The sequence below is a fragment of the Chitinophaga deserti genome (assembly GCF_003149455.1).
Taxonomy (GTDB): Bacteria; Bacteroidota; Bacteroidia; order Chitinophagales; family Chitinophagaceae; genus Chitinophaga; species Chitinophaga deserti.
On record NZ_QFFK01000002.1, the window covers coordinates 537,246 to 553,182 of the forward strand.

The following is a 15,937-nucleotide window of genomic DNA, read 5'->3' on the forward strand; positions in this document are numbered from 1 at the left end:
ATGCAGAAGCAAATCAAATCCGCTTTGATCTCCGTGTTCTATAAGGACAACCTGGAGAATATCGTCAAGGCATTGGGCCAGCAGGGCGTAACTATTTATTCTACCGGCGGAACGCAGAAATTCATCGAAGACCTCGGTGTGAAATGCGTAGCTGTAGAAGACCTGACCGCGTATCCGTCTATCCTCGGTGGCCGCGTGAAAACCCTTCACCCCAAAGTATTTGGTGGCATCCTCGCCCGCAGGGATAACCCGCAGGATCTGGAGCAGCTTGCCCAGTACGAGATTCCCGAGATCGACCTCGTGATCGTGGACCTTTATCCTTTCGAAGAAACGGTGAAAAGCACCACTGAAGAGCAATCCATTATTGAGAAGATCGATATCGGCGGTGTTTCCCTCATCCGTGCTGCCGGTAAAAACTATAAAGATGTGGTGATCGTTGCCTCCAAAGATCAGTACGGTTCGCTGGAACAGGTGCTGGTTGAAGGCAAGGGTGCTACCACTCTGGATCAGCGCCGCCACTTCGCTGCCAAAGCATTCGAAGTTTGTGCGCATTACGATACCGCTATCGCTTCCTGGTGGCTGCGTAACGAAGAAGAGAAGGATTACTTCCAGCTCTCCGTTCCCCAGGGCCAGGTTTGCCGTTACGGCGAAAACCCCCACCAGAAAGGCGTTTTCTTCGGTAACCTCAGCGAACTGTTCGATAAGCTGCATGGTAAAGAGCTTTCCTATAACAACCTGGTAGACGTAGATGCAGCCATGCAACTCATCGCCGAGTTCACCGAAACTACTTTCGCAGTGATCAAGCATACCAACGTATGTGGCATCGCGAGCCGCGCTAACCTGTCCGAAGCCTGGGAAGCTGCCCTCGCCGGCGATAAGGAATCCGCTTTTGGCGGCGTTCTGGCCTGCAATAAGGTGGTAGATGCTGCAACTGCACAGTCTATCAACGAAATCTTCTTCGAGATCCTCATCGCCCCCGGCTTTGAGCCCGCTGCACTGGAAATCCTGCAGGCTAAGAAAAACCGCATCCTCCTCCTGCAGAAACAGCCCCTGAAACCTGCGCATATGTTCAAGAACGTACTGAATGGCGTACTGGTACAGGATAATGACGAAGGCAGCTATAAAGAATGGAACGATACCGGCGCCCAGCCTGCTACCGATGCACAGCGTGCCGATCTGGAATTCGCCAACATCGTATGTAAGCACCTCAAATCCAACGCTATCGCACTGGTGAAAGACCGTCAGTTAGTTGGTAAAGGTTGCGGCCAGACTTCCCGTATCGACGCCCTCCGTCATGCCATCGAAAAGGCTAAGCAGTTTAATTTCAGCCTCGAAGGTGCTGCAATGGCATCCGACGCCTTCTTCCCCTTCGACGATTGCGTACGCATCGCCAAGGCCGAAGGTATCAACGCCGTGATCCAGCCAGGAGGTTCCATCCGCGATGCTGATTCCATCAACTTTGCCAAAGAAAACGGCATGGTGATGATCGTGACCGGCATGCGCCACTTCCGCCACTAATCGCTTAGCGAATCAAATTCATATGTGAAAGGCCGCCTTATTAGGGCGGCCTTTCTGTGTTTTACGGCGTTTTCTGAAATTTATCCATTTTGACTGATAGTACCGGTTTGGCAGAACCCGAAAAACCGTTTCAAAACTTGTGTTATTCATTGTCTATGAACAGGTTACAACTTGGTTGCCCCAAACAACAGGTCTGCAAAACCTACTGACATCCTGCTGCCATCCTCCATCCATCCTCCATCGGTATCCAGCAACAGTAAGGGTTTGAGGGTGTTTGGACGGAGGATGGCAGTAGGGTGGATGGAGGATGACAGGAGAATGCACCTTTGATTTCGACCTGAAATGTCTCACGTAGGGCAAAATTTTGTACTATTGCCGGACGCAAATGCCTTTTTTACAGCAACATACCATGCAGGAAGCCGATGACGCCTCACTGGTCCGGGAATACAAGGAAACCGGCCGGCTGGAGGTTTTGGCTGCGCTCTATGAGCGTTATATGGACCTCGTGTATGGTGTTTGCCTCAAGTACCTCGACGATGATAGCGCCAAAGATGCCGTGATGCAGATATTCGAAGAGCTGATCCCGAAAGTGAAACAGCATGATATCCAGGCATTTAGGGGTTGGTTGCATGTGTTGGCAAGAAACCATTGCCTCATGAAGATCCGGAAGGCGGGTACCCGGGGCAGAATTGTAGCCCTGGAAGAGGATGGCTTTATGGAATCGGAGCATAATTATCATCCGGATAGTGGGAATGGACTGGAAGATAACCTCCAGGCCATGGAGCGCTGTATGGAAAAGCTGCCCGCGGAACAGAAGACCAGCGTAGACCTGTTTTACCTGCAGGAAAAAAGCTACCGCGAAGTAGCCGAAATTACCGGCTTCGACATGACCAAAGTAAAAAGCTACATCCAGAACGGAAAGAGGAATCTGAAGATCTGTATGGAGAAAAAATAAATGGCAACGCCGAAAAAACATATCGAGCCTACGGCGGATCTGATCCGCAAATACCTGGCAGGCGAGCTGGACGATAAAACCATGCATGCCCTGGAACGCCAGGCGCTGGACGATCCGTTCCTTGCCGAAGCGATCGAAGGTTACGGCAAAAGCCCTCAGCGCCGGGAGCCTGTGTTAGACGACCTGCGTGCCCGCCTGCAGCAAAGAGTAGCCACGCCGGCTTCCGGTGGGGTAGTTCGGCGTTTAGACCGCCGCTGGCTCGCCGCGGCAAGCATCCTGCTGTTGCTGGCCATTTCTGCAGTGTTGCTTCTGCAAAGAGGACCCGCTGTGAAAGAAGTGGCGCAGGAGCTGCCTGCTGCTAAAGTAAAAGATACCCTTACTCCACAAACACCTGCTGCTGCCATGCAACAGCCGGATACCGCTGTTCCTGCAGCGGCAGATGAAGCCGGGAATACTGCAGCCGATAAAGCCCCCGTTGCTCCTAAAAAGAAACCAGCTCCCCGCCCGGCAGTTAAAGAAGCGGAACTGGCCAAAGCATCTGCCCGGAATGAGGAATTGAGCGACCGTGCTGCCAGATCTGTGGCATCCGCACCGGCTGTAGTAGCCGCTGCTCCGCCTCCTCCTCCCGCAGCGGCATTGGAAAGAGAGCAAAAGGATAACGCCTTTTTTCAGACGCAGGACGCTGCAAAGAACGATACGATATACATCGGCCGCAAAACCTCGCCCCTGGCACGCCAGAACGCACAACCCGATATGGGCCAGAAGCTGGAAGGTAAAGTAGCCGGTGTGGAATCTAAATATTCCTCCTATCATGAATCTGGCGATCTGCGCCTCATCAGTGGTAAAGTACTGGATGCTACCACAGGAGAACTCATGCGTGGTGCTATTGTGCACGAACGCTCTACCAATAAGCGCGTGATTACGGATAGTACAGGCACTTTTGCACTCACCGTTAATGCCGGTGCCCGCACCAGTCTGGATGTGTCGTTCATAGGGTATAAGAACACTGTTGTGCCCGTGCCGATGGATAAAAGTAACCTGAACATCTACCTGCCCGTCAACAGTAATGGACTTTCAGAAGTGGTACTCACGGGCGTAAAAGGCAGGGTGCAGCCTCAGCCCGCTATTGGCCTTAATGCCTACCTGCAGTTCATGAACGCATTGCCTCCTGTACCTGTTGCCGGTTTACCGGATACATTGTCTGGTATGGTAAGGGTAACCTTTACCGTGCATGCAGACAGTTCGCTGCATCAAATCAAAGCCATCCAGCCCTTCCATCCAGCGGCAGGCGCTGCAGCAGAAAAGCGTGTAGATGAGGGCCCGAAATGGACGCCTGTAAAAGGCCGGAAGTCGAAGGTTGAAACCATGATCCCCGTTAAACTCTACCCCCTCCCATAAAAACCGGTCTGAACGCGGTTCATAAAGTGTATTAAAGTCGTTTTGAAGTACTGAAACAGTATTGAAATTGTCTTCTAACCCTATTCTAACCGTATTAAAACCATATACCTGTAGCTATAGCTTGGTATTAGCTTAGCAGGAATACAGCATTGATACAGTAGCCATAAAAAAAGACCGGCAATGCACCGGCCTTTTCAAATATCTCTCAGTTGAATTACTTCTTTCTTTCCTTCCAGAGCTGGTTAAAGGATTTGGGTGCGAAGATGGGTAACTCGCGCTGATCGTCGCCCCAGGCGCTGCCGAAGAGTTTCCCGATCACGAAGTTTTTGGTTTTACCACCCACCAGGTTCATCATCCTGCGGCTGAGGCATGCCTGCTTCCAGCCAAACCAGCCCAGTTTTTCACCCCCACCGGTATGATGCTCTTCCACCGCTTTATGGCGGTTATGGAGCAGCAGCTCGTGCAGATTGATGCGTACGGGGCATACCTCCGTACAGTTGCCGCAGAGCGAAGAGGCGTAGCTAAGGTGCATATATTCACCCACGCCTTTGAGGTGCGGGGTGATCACGGAGCCGATAGGACCGCTATAGGTGGTTTTGTAAGTATGGCCGCCGATGTTTTTATACACGGGGCAGGCGTTAAGGCAGGAGCCGCAGCGGATGCAATAGAGCGCCTCGCGGGCTTCCACATCTTTCAGCAGGTTGGTACGGCCATTGTCGAGGAAGATGACATACATCTCTTCAGGACCGTCTGTTTCTCCTTCCTGGCGCGGGCCGGTGAACACGGAGTTATAGGAAGTGATCTTCTGGCCGGTGCCGTAAGTAGCCAGCAGGGGCCAGAAAAGGGCGAGGTCGGTGATAGAAGGCAGTACTTTTTCGATCCCGATCAGTGCAATGTGTGTTTTAGGGAAAGAAGTAGTAAGCCTGGCGTTGCCTTCGTTTTCAGTGATGGCAATGCCGCCGATGTCTGCGATAACGAAGTTGGCACCGGTGATGCCCACTTCTGCGTCGAGGTACTTCTGGCGGAGTTTGTCGCGGGCTACCAGCGTGAGCTGTTCCGGTGTAAGTGTAGCGGGGGTGCCGAGCTTTTCATGGAAAAGATCCGCTACCTGCTGTGCGCTTTTATGCATCGCCGGGGTCACGATGTGATAAGGGGGCTCCTCATCCAGCTGCTGGATGTATTCGCCCAGATCCGTTTCTATGCTTTCAATATTATTTTCCTGGAGGAAGTCGTTCAGATGAATTTCTTCCGTGGCCATGGATTTACTCTTTACCACGGATTTGCAATTCTTAGCCTTACAGATGGCGAGGATTTCTTCTCTTGCCTGCTCTGCGGTTTCGGCCCAGATCACTTTGCCGCCTCTTTTGATAAAGTTCATCTCAAAATCTTCGAGATGCTTATCGAGGTTCTCAATGGCGCGCCATTTCACATTCTTAGCCCTTTCACGGGCAGTGGTAAGATCGGAAAACTGCGTTTTACCGTTCTTCACTGCGGCGTTGTATTTGCCAATATTGAAGTTGATGGTTTTACGGTGGCCGAGGTCCGCCGCTTTTACTTCACTTTCGCTGAGAAATGTGCTGGCCGTTTTATTCATGGCTGTAAATATAGTCAAAATGTCCACTGGTGGACTTGTTACAGAAAGATTGAGCCTATTGTATAGGACCCTGCAAATATGCTATCAAAGTTTTATTCTTCTGCACTGTACTGTCCTGTAGCGATCTGATCAAGTACGTTGTAGAATTCCTCTCCGTACTTTCTCACGATGGCTTCGTGCAGGAATTTATACACGGGAACCTGCAGCTGGTTACCCAACTTGCATGCCGGTTTGCAGATACTCCATTTGTCGTAGTTAACGGCCTCGAAGGTTTCGTATTTGGTGATGCGGATGGGGTAGAGATGGCAGGAAATGGGTTTCCGGTAATCGGTAGCCCCGGCTTTCCAGGCTTTTTCTATACCGCAGCCCACGTGACCGTTTTCATCGATAGAGGCGTATGCGCAGATGGCGCCGTTGATAACGGGTGTTACATGGCCATGCTCATCATCCCACGTATGGAGGCCGGTGGCTTCCAGTTCGCGGATGCCTTCTTCACGAAGAAAAGGTTTGATGGAAGGGTAGATGCGGCGGAGTGTTTCCAGTTCGGATTCCTCCAGCGGCGCGCCGCAATCGCCCGCTACGCAGCAGGCGCCTTTACAGGCGTTGAGATTGCACACAAAATTCTTTTCGACCACATCATCGCTGATGTATTTGTCATCAATCACTATCATCTTGCTCTCAGTTTGGTCTCCATTTCAGAGTATTGACCATATGCCTGATATCTTCCTCCACAAACCGGTGTACCGGGGCCAGGGAATCGGCATTGGGCTGGGCGTAAAAATACAACGCTCCACGCAAAAAATGGTTGGCAGAATCTGTGGCAAAAAATTGCTTTGCGGAAGCAGCATTGCCCGCTACCTGGTAATACAGGCCGGAAACGCCGTTTGGCGTTGTAAATGCTTCTTCCTCAATGGATTCTGCTTTATAAGTATGTTTATAGCTTAGTTTAAAAGCATCGTTGATCAATGCATCGAGTGCATTTTTCTTTCCGATTACTTTATAGCTCATGTAGATTTTACCATTGAATTGGGGGAACTCAACATTGATCCACCATGGATTTTCGGTTTCTTCTCCGAAAAACAGTGAGTCTTTCACCACGTTGGCGTACACCGGATATTCGAAAGTGTATGGGTAGCCTGCGCTATCGAACAGGCGGTATTGCCGTTCCGGGAGATCGATCCTGAAATAGCCACGCGGCTTGGGCGTTTGGCCTTGTTGCTGGCAGGCGGCGATGAAGAAAACGAAGGTCAGGAGCGGGAGGAGGCGTTTCATTCCGATTCTATGTCTGATTTGATGCTGACCTGTACTTTCTGGATGCGCATTTTGGTGACTTCCAGGATGGTGAAATCGAAGTTGCCATAGCTGATAACGCTGTTTTCTTCAGGGAATTTACCCGAAAGCTCCAGTATGAGGCCGCCGATGGAATCGCTTTCGCCTTTCACCTGTTCAAAGGTATCTGGGGCGATGTTGAGGATGCGGCACACATCGTTCAGCATGGTTTTGCCTTCGAACACATAGGTATGGTCGTTGACTTTATTGTAGTTAAATTCTTCTTCGTCGAACTCATCTTTGATATCACCGATCACTTCTTCCATGATATCTTCCAGGGTCACGATGCCGGAGGTGCCCCCAAACTCGTCTACCACCACGGCAAAATGCATATGGCGGGTCTGGAACTCGTTCAGGAGATCTTCAATGAGTTTGTGCTCATGTACAAAGAACGGCTGGCGCATTACTTCGTGCCAGTCGAACGAATCGCCTTTGCCGAGGTGCTGCAGCAGATCTTTGGTATGGATAACGCCAACGATGGTGTCGAGGTTGTTTTTATAGACAGGTAGCCGGGAATAGTGCAGGTCGGCCACGCGCTGGGTGACTTCACTGAAAGGAAGGTCGTATTCGAGGCCGTTTACATCGAGCCGGGTGCGCATGATCTGTTTTACGGCGATATTGCCGAATTTGAGGATGCCGCGGACGATATTTTTCTCTTCCTGGGAAGCACCGGGTTCCACGCTCATTTCGATCACTTCATCGATCTCACGGTAGTTGATGGGGCGGGAGTTACGGTGAAAGAGGCGGGCTTCGATGTTTTCGCTGAGGTTAACGAAGAAGTTGCTTACCGGTTCCAGCGTGGCGTGGATGAGGTGAATGAGCCAGGCGAAATAGGTGGCAAAGCGCATATTGTTCTGCGTAGCCCATACACGGGGGAGGATCTGCCCGAAGAAGAGCAGCACCAAAGTGATAATGGCGATACGTACCACGAAAGAGACAACCGCGAGTTCCTGGAGGGATTCTACCTGGTAAATGAGGTAGTTCGAGATAAAAATGAAGGCGATGTTGAAAAGGATGTTGGCGATCTGAAGGGATGCCAGCAGGGATTTGGGTTTTTCGAGCAGCCTGGTGATCATGCGGCCGGCATTGTTTTGCCTGGTTTTGAGGACGTTGAGGTCCTTGTAATTCAGGGAAAAGAAAGCGACTTCTGCTCCGGAAACGATAAAGGTTAGCAGGAGCAGTATGAAAATGACCAGCAGGAACACCAGCACATTCACATCAGGGGCCGCGGCCGGTGCCGGGTTTTGTAGGAATACATTCAGTAACGGTAGCATGCTATCCGGGAAATAAGCCAAGTTGTTGAAGCTTTGATCAAAAATAAGGGGAAAGTAATTCAGGTCTTGGTGAGGTGAATCGCTTTCCCGCGTGCAAATATAATAGAATGTCCCGTTACGGCAGGAAAAAGGGGCGGGTCCTGCCCGGGTTGGTTTTCTTTAGAATGGAAGATCGTCGGCCGCTTCACCCATCGGGGGGATCTCTATGCCGGGATATCCTTCGCCGTGATGGCTTTGTCCGCTTTGCGGGCTGCCGGATGCGGATCCGGAACCGTGGGAAATGGCATGGTCGCCATTACCTACATCCATACGCTTGTCGAGCATCACGAGATTATCTCCCACCACTTCGGTGGCGAATTTCTTATTACCCTCCTTGTCTTCCCAGCTGCGGGTACGGAGGCGGCCTTCGATATAAACGAGGCTTCCTTTGTGGAGATACTTTTGGGCCAGCTCTGCGAGGCCCCTCCAGAGCACCACTGTGTGCCATTCTGTCTGGGAAATCAGCTTGCCGGCTCGGTCTTTGAAAGTTTCCGTAGTGGCCAGTGAGAATTTAGCCACTGCTATGTTACCTTCCAGGAACTGAACATCGGGGTCTCTGCCAAGATTGCCAATCAGGATTACTTTATTAACACCTCTCATAATTGTAGGTTTTAACTTCTGTCCTATGTTTAAAAAATCATCTCACGGTCAACCTTATTAAAGTTAATGTTTTTTCCAATCGGCCCCACAAAAATTTCTCGCGCATGGGCACGAATATTTTATATAAGTCGTTATAAATGAATGGTACCGCAATGCAGGTGGCCCGTCAACCTTTGAGAAAGTCAACAATGATCTTCGGAAAAGCGAGCTGATCCAGCTCCGATGCCGGTACTGCCCGGAAGCCTTCGGGTGGTTGCATGGAGGCTGCCTGACTGATGTGGAGGAACCGGGCGTGGATGGTTTGGTGCGTAAGCTGCTGCTTTTTTTCTAGGGATTCGCGGGTGACGGTGAATTTGCCCTTTCCCATGAGCTGCCGGAATTCGGGAGAGGCCAGTAGTTCTGCAGTTGTAACGGGGCCGGGCGTCTCAATCATGGGAAATTCGTGGAGGTTCTGCCAGATGTCTTTGGCGGTACGCTTGCGGACAAATCGCAGTGAACCGTTGTCTGGCAACAAATAATAGAAATATCTTTTTTTTATGCGTAATTTTTTGGATTTTACAGGTACAAGATCTGTTAATCCTTTCTGATAAGCCTCGCAGCGGGGTGCCAGCCGGCACGATTTGCAGAGTGGTTGCTGCGGTTTGCAGACAACGGCCCCGAAGTCCATGATCGCCTGATTATAAGTGCCGGCCTGTTGTTCAGGGAGTACGTCCTGAGCGAGTTGAGTGAAAAGTTTCTTGCCTGCGGTAGTATCCGTTGGCGTATCGATACCAAAGAACCGTGCTAATACGCGGTAAACGTTGCCGTCGAGCACGGCGTGCGGGAGGTTATACGCGAATGAGGCGATGGCGGCTGCGGTGTATGCGCCAACTCCTTTGAGAGCGGCGATGCCGGTATAGTCTTTCGGGAAAATGCCTGCATGATCGTTAGCGACGGTTCTGGCGGCGGCGAGCATGTTTTTGCAACGGGCGTAATACCCGAGGCCCTGCCAGAGGCGGAATACTGCTTCGTCGGGGGCGGCGGCCAGGTCGGTGATGGTTGGGTATTCGGAGATGAAGCGTTCGTAATAGGGGCGTCCCTGTTCTACGCGGGTTTGCTGGAGAATTATTTCGGAGAGCCAGATGCGATAGGGGTCTTTTTCTTTTTTCCAGGGCATGGAACGGTCGTTCTGAAACGTGTTCCAGTTGAGGATACCCTCGGTAAAAAAATGCTTCATATCGGTCATTTGGACAAAATAATTTATATATGTCGAATCATTTGTATATATTCGCCTTCCCGAATCTTTATCTGTATTGAGTTGTAATGATTTACGGGTTGGAAAAGAACGCAAATAAACGTAATTTTATAACCTGCTATCTATAATAAAAAATAGTAAATTTTATTCGCTTGAAAAATAGAGCAATTAAAATTTTTTATTTAACTTTGAAAACAAGTAATCCTCCGCTTCATTATGAGAAAAGCTGATTTGATTAACAACATTGCTGAAAAAACCGGCATCCCGAAAGTAGATGTGTTAGTAACACTCGAAGCCATGTTCAAGGAAGTGAAGGAGGCGTTAGCTAATGGCGAGCATATCTACATCCGCGGATTTGGCAGTTTCATTACTAAGAAAAGAGCTGCTAAGATCGGGCGCAACATCAAGAAGAATGTGGCTGTGGAAATTCCGGAGCACTACATTCCGGCGTTTAAACCGTCGAAAGAATTTGTTGCAGAGGTAAAGAAGCTTAAAAGTTCGTAGATTCGCATCCTAATTTGGAAAAGGGTGCAGAGAAATCAACTTTTGCTGATAGGCCTCGGTATTGCCGCAGTTATCGCTTTGTTCGCATTCGGCAGAATTTCGCCGAAGGTGCATGATCACGACCATGCCGCTAAAGGTATGGCTATGCCACAAGGGAATGCCGCTGTAGCAGCGGATTTCAAGGACTTATTGCAGAAAGCCAGGGAGCGTGTCCCGGCTGAAAAGCTGGGCGAGATTTCGCGCCTGGAGAATGCGGTTGTGCGCGGCGACGTGCAGACGCAGCAGATTGCAGCTTACAGACAATTATACCTGATCTGGGACGGCCTCAACGAGCTCCCCATAGCCGCCCATTATGCCGCCGAAGCGGCTAAGTTGGAAAATTCCGGAAAAAACCTCACCTTTGCAGCCAATTTATTTTTGGACCACCTTTCCCATACGCAGGACCCTGCGGTGAGAATGTGGGAAGTTAACTCGGCCATCGAGCTGCTGGACAGAGCGATTGCGCTTGAGCCTGCCAACGATACGCTGAAACTTAAGAAAGGAACCCTCCTCGTGGATTATACCGGCGAGCCTATGCAAGGCATCGGTTTACTTCGCGAAGTGGCAGAGAAGAACCCGGATTTCCTGGATGCACAGCTTACCCTGGCAAATTTCTCCATCAAATCCGGCCAGTTCGATAAGGCAGTAGAACGGATGCAAAAAGTGCTGGACCGTACGCCCGACGAACCTAAAGCACTCTTCCTGATGGCCGCTGCTTATCAGAGTAAAGGTGAAAACGATAAAGCTATCGAACTGCTCAGGCAGTGCCGGAAGCTGATCAAGGACCCCGCACTGGCGGCCGAGATCGACGAGTATATCAAGAGTATTAAATAATATTTCATAAAACATTAAAAAAATAACAAGCGTATGCCCTGCGGAAAGAAAAGAAAGAGACATAAAATCGCAACTCACAAGCGTAAGAAAAGACTGAGAAAGAACCGCCATAAGAAAGGCAAGAAATAATTCTCCCGTTTCCCCGCCATTTATACAAATCAGATATAGATAGCCGAAGGGGGCTGCGCGATAAATTTTTTAATGCAATCCTGCATGATGTTAGCATTAATCATTAAATTGCTAGTGTCATGCAGGTTGTTTACGTAAGTTCGGCCGCACAGACACCACGGATACCTGTATATCACTGAACCCTTTGCAATCCTCTCTTTAATCATGTACCGTTAACCATCGGTTACATCTGGGAATGCTGTACCCCCTTGTCAACCCACAGAGCACCGAGAGGAAAGCACTAAAGTGAAAGTATTTATGGATAAAATTTTGACGCTTGAATAAGGAATTGATAATAAATGCAGCACCGTCAGGTGTTGAAATTGCATTGCTGGAAGATAAGAAGTTGGTAGAGCTGCATCACGAAAGCGGCAATCCTAATTTTGCAGTGGGGGACCTTTATTTAGGCAAAGTAAAAAAACTGATCCCGGGACTTAATGCGGCTTTTGTAGACGTAGGCTTCGAAAAAGATGCCTTCCTCCATTACACCGATCTTAGCCCTTACATCCGTTCCATCCTCAAGTTCACCAATCAGGCCATCTCCGATAAATCCGGAACTTTCGAATTCGGCAAGTTCAAAAATGAACCCGAAATCATCAAAACCGGGAAAATTACAGAAGTACTCGGCGGAAAACCCAACATCCTCGTTCAGATTCTCAAAGAACCCATCTCTTCCAAAGGCCCCAGGCTCAGCTGCGAAATATCACTGCCCGGCCGGTTTATTGTTATCACTCCCTTTAATAACATAGTGGCCGTCTCCAAAAAGATCCACTCCTCGGAAGAAAGGAAAAGACTCCAGAAGATCGTTGAAGCCATTAAACCACCCAATTTCGGCGTGATCGTCCGCACAGCGGCCGAAGGCAAAAAAACCGCAGAACTTCACGAAGATCTGACCACCCTGGTGTCCACCTGGCACACCATCCAGGAAAACCTCCGCGGCTCACAGGCCCCGCAGAAAATCCTGAGCGAACAAACTAAAACCACCAGCATTTTGCGCGACCTGCTGAACGAAAGCTTCAACAGGATTGTCATCAACGACAAAAACATTTACACAGATACCAAAACGTATATTCAGAAGATAGCGCCCGAAAAGCAGGACATCGTGACCTACTATCACAACGGCGCGCCCATCTTCGATCATTTCGGAGTCACCCGGCAGGTAAAAGCCTCTTTTGGCAAAACCGTCAACCTCGACTCCGGCGTTTATCTTATCATCGAAGCCACGGAAGCACTCCACGTCATCGACGTGAACTCCGGTTATAAAAGCTCCAGCAACAACCAGGAACAAAACGCCCTCGCGTCTAACCTCGAAGCTGCTGCAGAAATAGCCCGGCAACTCCGCCTCCGCGACCTCGGCGGCATCATCATCATCGATTTCATCGATATGAAACTGCCCGAGAACAAAAAGAATGTATACGAGGCCATGGAGAAATTCATGGCGCCCGACAGAGCCAAGCACACCATTCTGCCCATCTCTAAGTTCGGCCTCATGCAAATCACCCGCCAGCGCGTTAAGCCGGAAATCACCATTTCCGTGGCGGAAGATTGTCCCACCTGCAAAGGCACCGGTAAAATCGGCGCCTCCATGCTTATCGTGGAAGACATTGAGAAGAACCTCCAGTATCTCCTCAACCACCAGCACAGCGGCCTCACTATCCGCGTGCACCCCATTCTCTACGCTTACCTCACCAAAGGATGGCTCCGCAGCCGCCAGTGGAAATGGTATTTTGCCTACAAGAAATGGATCAAGCTCCGCGCAGATACCAACTACCATCTCACGGAGTACCACTTCTTTGATGCCAACGACGAAGAAATCAAATTCTGATATTTTCAGGGCGCACCTCACCGGATGCGCCCTTTTTTAACGGCGCCGCTTTCCGGCCCCGGGTTTGCAACATACCCGCAGGATTATTGTTATACCTCCTAAATGCTACTGCACTATGCTGAAAAAAACCTTTTTGCCCGCTTTGATCATCCTTACCCTCTGGGCCTGCCAGCAAGGTCAGAAACGGGTACCCGGCGAAGGGATCAACCGTGATACCACACACTACACCAAAGAAGAATATATCGCCGAAGCGATGGACAGCATCCAGGTCGTGGCATTTCTTGACCACCATGCGGAATTTGCTCCCTATCGCGAAAACATCCTCGACTTCTACCGCAAACGCGCTTTCCACTTCGCGTGGATCGATAGCGCAGGACTCACCGAACAGGCTGGCGGCTTCATGAATATGATGCGCAGCGACGAAAAGTCGGGTATCAGCGACAGCTCCCTCGATAAATCAGGCGCCATGGTATTCTTCGACTCCCTCAGTTCCCAGGGAAGCGATTTCAACCGGAAAGACTCACTCGTGAGACTGACTGAAATATCCCTCACCGGACAGTTCTTCACTTACGCCGATAAAGTATGGGGCGGGATGACAAGTGCCAATTCGAAAGACCTCGAATGGTTCATCCCCCGGAAAAAGATAAATGTGCAGAGTCTGCTCGATTCCGTGATCCGTTATCCTAAAACTGCCATCGCTACCAACGAACCCGTGAACAGGCAGTACAAACTGCTGCGCGATGAACTGCAGCGGCTGGCAAAGCTGGCGAAGGAAAATCCGGCACTGGATTCTATCAGGATAGAGAAAAAGAAAACCTATAAGTCGGGGGATTCGGCGGAAGCAATTGCCGCTGTGAAGAAGCGCCTGCATATGTACGGCGATCTGAAAGATGCGGATACCACTCCGCGCTTCACTCCGCTGCTCGACAGCGCGCTGCGTAATTACCAGATCCGCAACGGGCATAAGGCAGATGGCATAATCCGCGAACAAACGGTGGCCGCGCTGAACCGTCCGCTCCAGCATTACATGCACCAGATCCTGCTCAACATGGAGCGCATCCGCTGGGTGCCGGTGGAAGTAACTACAGATTATCTGCTCGTAAACATACCGGAGTTCCGGCTGCATGCGTATGAAGACGGTAAGCTGGCCTGGAGCTGCAACGTAGTGGTGGGAACCCAGGGTAACAGCACGGTGATTTTCAGTAAGGAAATGAAGTACGTGGTGTTCAGTCCATATTGGAATGTGCCGCCGGGCATCCTTAAGAAAGAAGTGTTGCCAGGCATCAGGAAGAGCGGTAACGCATACCTGGCGCGGCATAATATGGAAATGAGCGGTAGCGGCAACAATATTTCCGTGCGGCAGAAACCTGGCCCTAAGAACTCACTGGGGAAAGTGAAATTCCTTTTCCCGAATGAATATAATATCTACCTGCACGATACGCCGTCGAAAGGCCTGTTCAATGAAGCGAAGCGTTCTTTCTCGCATGGTTGCATCCGCGTATCCGAGCCCAAGAAACTGGCAGAATGGGTATTGCGGAAAGATTCCAGCTGGACTTCGGAAAAGATCGAAGCAGCGATGAATGCAGGGAAGGAAAAATATGTAACGGTAAAAGAGAAGCTGCCCGTGTTTATTGGCTACTTCACAGCGTGGGTAGACAGTGACGGACGTCTTAATTTCCGGGATGATGTTTACGGACACGACGCCAAGCTGGCGAAAATGTTATTTGGAAGATAATCAGGCTTTTTCCGGATGCAGCAGCGGCTTTCCTTGCAGGGGAGCCGCTTTTGTTTTTGGAAGAGGGATGCGTTGCATGAGCACGTATCCGCCGGCCAGTGCAGCGATGCATCCTGCCACCATGATGTAATAAGCAAACGGGGAATCCTGCGCAAAATGCTGGCTGCCTACATTAAGCAGAAGGGCAGCAGCGGCATTATGGGAAATGTGCAGGAGCATGGAAGGGCAGAGGTCGCGGAAGCGCAGGTAGAAGCTGCCGGAAAGCAGCCCGAGCAAAAAAGCGCCGGGCATCTGCGCAGGGTCTGGATGGGCCAGCATATATAAGAGGGAGCTTTGCAACAGGGCAATGCTGCCTGAATACCGGTAAAGGAGCGCCTCCATAATGATACCCCTGAAAAGTATTTCTTCCATCATGGCCATAAGCGCCACGGTGCATATGACCATAACGGCAGAGCCCGCCTGGATGGAAGTAAAACTCATATCAGACCAGATAGGGAGGGGGAGCAATGAACCCAGCCCGTCTTTCACTATCACAAGTGCAATAGCCATGGAAATGCAAAGGACGAACAACTCGGTGTTCATGAACAGCCTTGGTGCCAACTGAAAATTGTCGCGTTTGCGGATAAGGACACAGAGGATAACGCTGACGCCGCCCAGCAGATAAAGCCAGGAAAGAACAACGGGGAATTGCAGAAGATTGAGGCCGGATGCCAGAAACACCACTACGCAGGGAATTATCCAACCGGCGAACAGCGCGATCTGCATACGCCAGGCGCCATTCAAAGACAGACCATGCCTTGTTTTGACATACATATTAGTGCAGCTAAATTTTCTATGGGTAGAGTTGACTAGTCTCGGTTGATACGTTGAGCTAATATAAGCATTTTGCTT

The 15,937-nt window shown here is 50.3% G+C and carries 14 protein-coding genes; 7 read left to right on the forward strand and 7 right to left on the reverse strand.

Annotated features, from left to right (window positions below; all coding sequences use genetic code 11):
- The 3 genes from purH (at position 1) to DEV76_RS06280 (ending at position 3,871) form a co-directional block, all read left to right on the forward strand.
- Positions 1-1,518 carry a bifunctional phosphoribosylaminoimidazolecarboxamide formyltransferase/IMP cyclohydrolase gene (purH, locus tag DEV76_RS06270; protein WP_109696216.1) on the forward strand — a complete coding sequence of 506 codons (1,518 nt, stop codon included), beginning with the start codon at positions 1-3 and terminating at the stop codon, positions 1,516-1,518.
- A 385-nt stretch (positions 1,519-1,903) separates the two neighbouring features.
- Positions 1,904-2,473: an RNA polymerase sigma factor gene (locus DEV76_RS06275; RefSeq protein WP_109696218.1), complete on the forward strand. Its 570-nt coding sequence runs from the start codon at positions 1,904-1,906 to the stop codon at positions 2,471-2,473.
- Positions 2,474-3,871 carry a carboxypeptidase-like regulatory domain-containing protein gene (locus tag DEV76_RS06280; RefSeq protein WP_109696220.1) on the forward strand — a complete coding sequence of 466 codons (1,398 nt, stop codon included), beginning with the start codon at positions 2,474-2,476 and terminating at the stop codon, positions 3,869-3,871. It begins immediately after the preceding gene.
- Between the two features lie 214 nt (positions 3,872-4,085).
- On the opposite strand, the gene DEV76_RS06285 is transcribed toward DEV76_RS06280, so the two are convergent.
- The 6 genes from DEV76_RS06285 to mutY all read right to left on the reverse strand — a co-directional run bounded on the left by DEV76_RS06285 (position 4,086) and on the right by mutY (position 9,923).
- Entirely contained in the window at positions 4,086-5,465 is a 1,380-nt protein-coding gene (locus DEV76_RS06285) for a LutB/LldF family L-lactate oxidation iron-sulfur protein (RefSeq protein WP_109696222.1), read from the reverse strand.
- Positions 5,466-5,557: 92 nt separating this feature from the next.
- Positions 5,558-6,136, reverse strand: coding sequence for a DUF3109 family protein (locus DEV76_RS06290; RefSeq protein WP_109696224.1), 579 nt, complete (start codon positions 6,134-6,136; stop codon positions 5,558-5,560).
- 7 nt (positions 6,137-6,143) lie between these two features.
- Positions 6,144-6,737, reverse strand: a complete 594-nt coding sequence (gldD, locus tag DEV76_RS06295; protein ID WP_109696226.1) for a gliding motility lipoprotein GldD — start codon at positions 6,735-6,737, stop codon at positions 6,144-6,146.
- Positions 6,734-8,068 (reverse strand): gliding motility-associated protein GldE, encoded by a 1,335-nt coding sequence (gene gldE, locus DEV76_RS06300; RefSeq protein WP_109696700.1) that lies wholly within the window; start codon positions 8,066-8,068, stop codon positions 6,734-6,736. Before gldE ends, gldD begins: the two co-directional genes overlap by 4 nt.
- Before the next feature lie 159 nt (positions 8,069-8,227).
- On the reverse strand, positions 8,228-8,707 hold the full coding sequence (locus DEV76_RS06305; protein WP_109696228.1) for a single-stranded DNA-binding protein: 480 nt from the start codon (positions 8,705-8,707) through the stop codon (positions 8,228-8,230).
- A 166-nt stretch (positions 8,708-8,873) separates the two neighbouring features.
- Positions 8,874-9,923 carry an A/G-specific adenine glycosylase gene (gene mutY, locus DEV76_RS06310; protein WP_109696702.1) on the reverse strand — a complete coding sequence of 350 codons (1,050 nt, stop codon included), beginning with the start codon at positions 9,921-9,923 and terminating at the stop codon, positions 8,874-8,876.
- A gap of 234 nt (positions 9,924-10,157) precedes the next feature.
- On the opposite strand from mutY, the gene DEV76_RS06315 reads away from it, so the two are divergent.
- From DEV76_RS06315 to DEV76_RS06330, 4 genes are all read left to right on the forward strand, one after another.
- Positions 10,158-10,445 (forward strand): HU family DNA-binding protein, encoded by a 288-nt coding sequence (locus DEV76_RS06315; RefSeq protein ID WP_029464490.1) that lies wholly within the window; start codon positions 10,158-10,160, stop codon positions 10,443-10,445.
- A 24-nt stretch (positions 10,446-10,469) separates the two neighbouring features.
- Positions 10,470-11,318: a tetratricopeptide repeat protein gene (locus tag DEV76_RS06320; protein ID WP_157962750.1), complete on the forward strand. Its 849-nt coding sequence runs from the start codon at positions 10,470-10,472 to the stop codon at positions 11,316-11,318.
- A 445-nt stretch (positions 11,319-11,763) separates the two neighbouring features.
- A complete protein-coding gene (locus tag DEV76_RS06325) occupies positions 11,764-13,311 on the forward strand; it encodes an Rne/Rng family ribonuclease (RefSeq protein WP_109696232.1) in 1,548 nt (515 codons plus the stop codon).
- A 115-nt stretch (positions 13,312-13,426) separates the two neighbouring features.
- Entirely contained in the window at positions 13,427-15,046 is a 1,620-nt protein-coding gene (locus DEV76_RS06330; protein WP_109696234.1) for a L,D-transpeptidase family protein, read from the forward strand.
- On the opposite strand, the gene DEV76_RS06335 is transcribed toward DEV76_RS06330, so the two are convergent.
- Positions 15,047-15,859 carry a CPBP family intramembrane glutamic endopeptidase gene (locus tag DEV76_RS06335; RefSeq protein ID WP_157962751.1) on the reverse strand — a complete coding sequence of 271 codons (813 nt, stop codon included), beginning with the start codon at positions 15,857-15,859 and terminating at the stop codon, positions 15,047-15,049.
- Positions 15,860-15,937 lie beyond the last annotated feature (78 nt).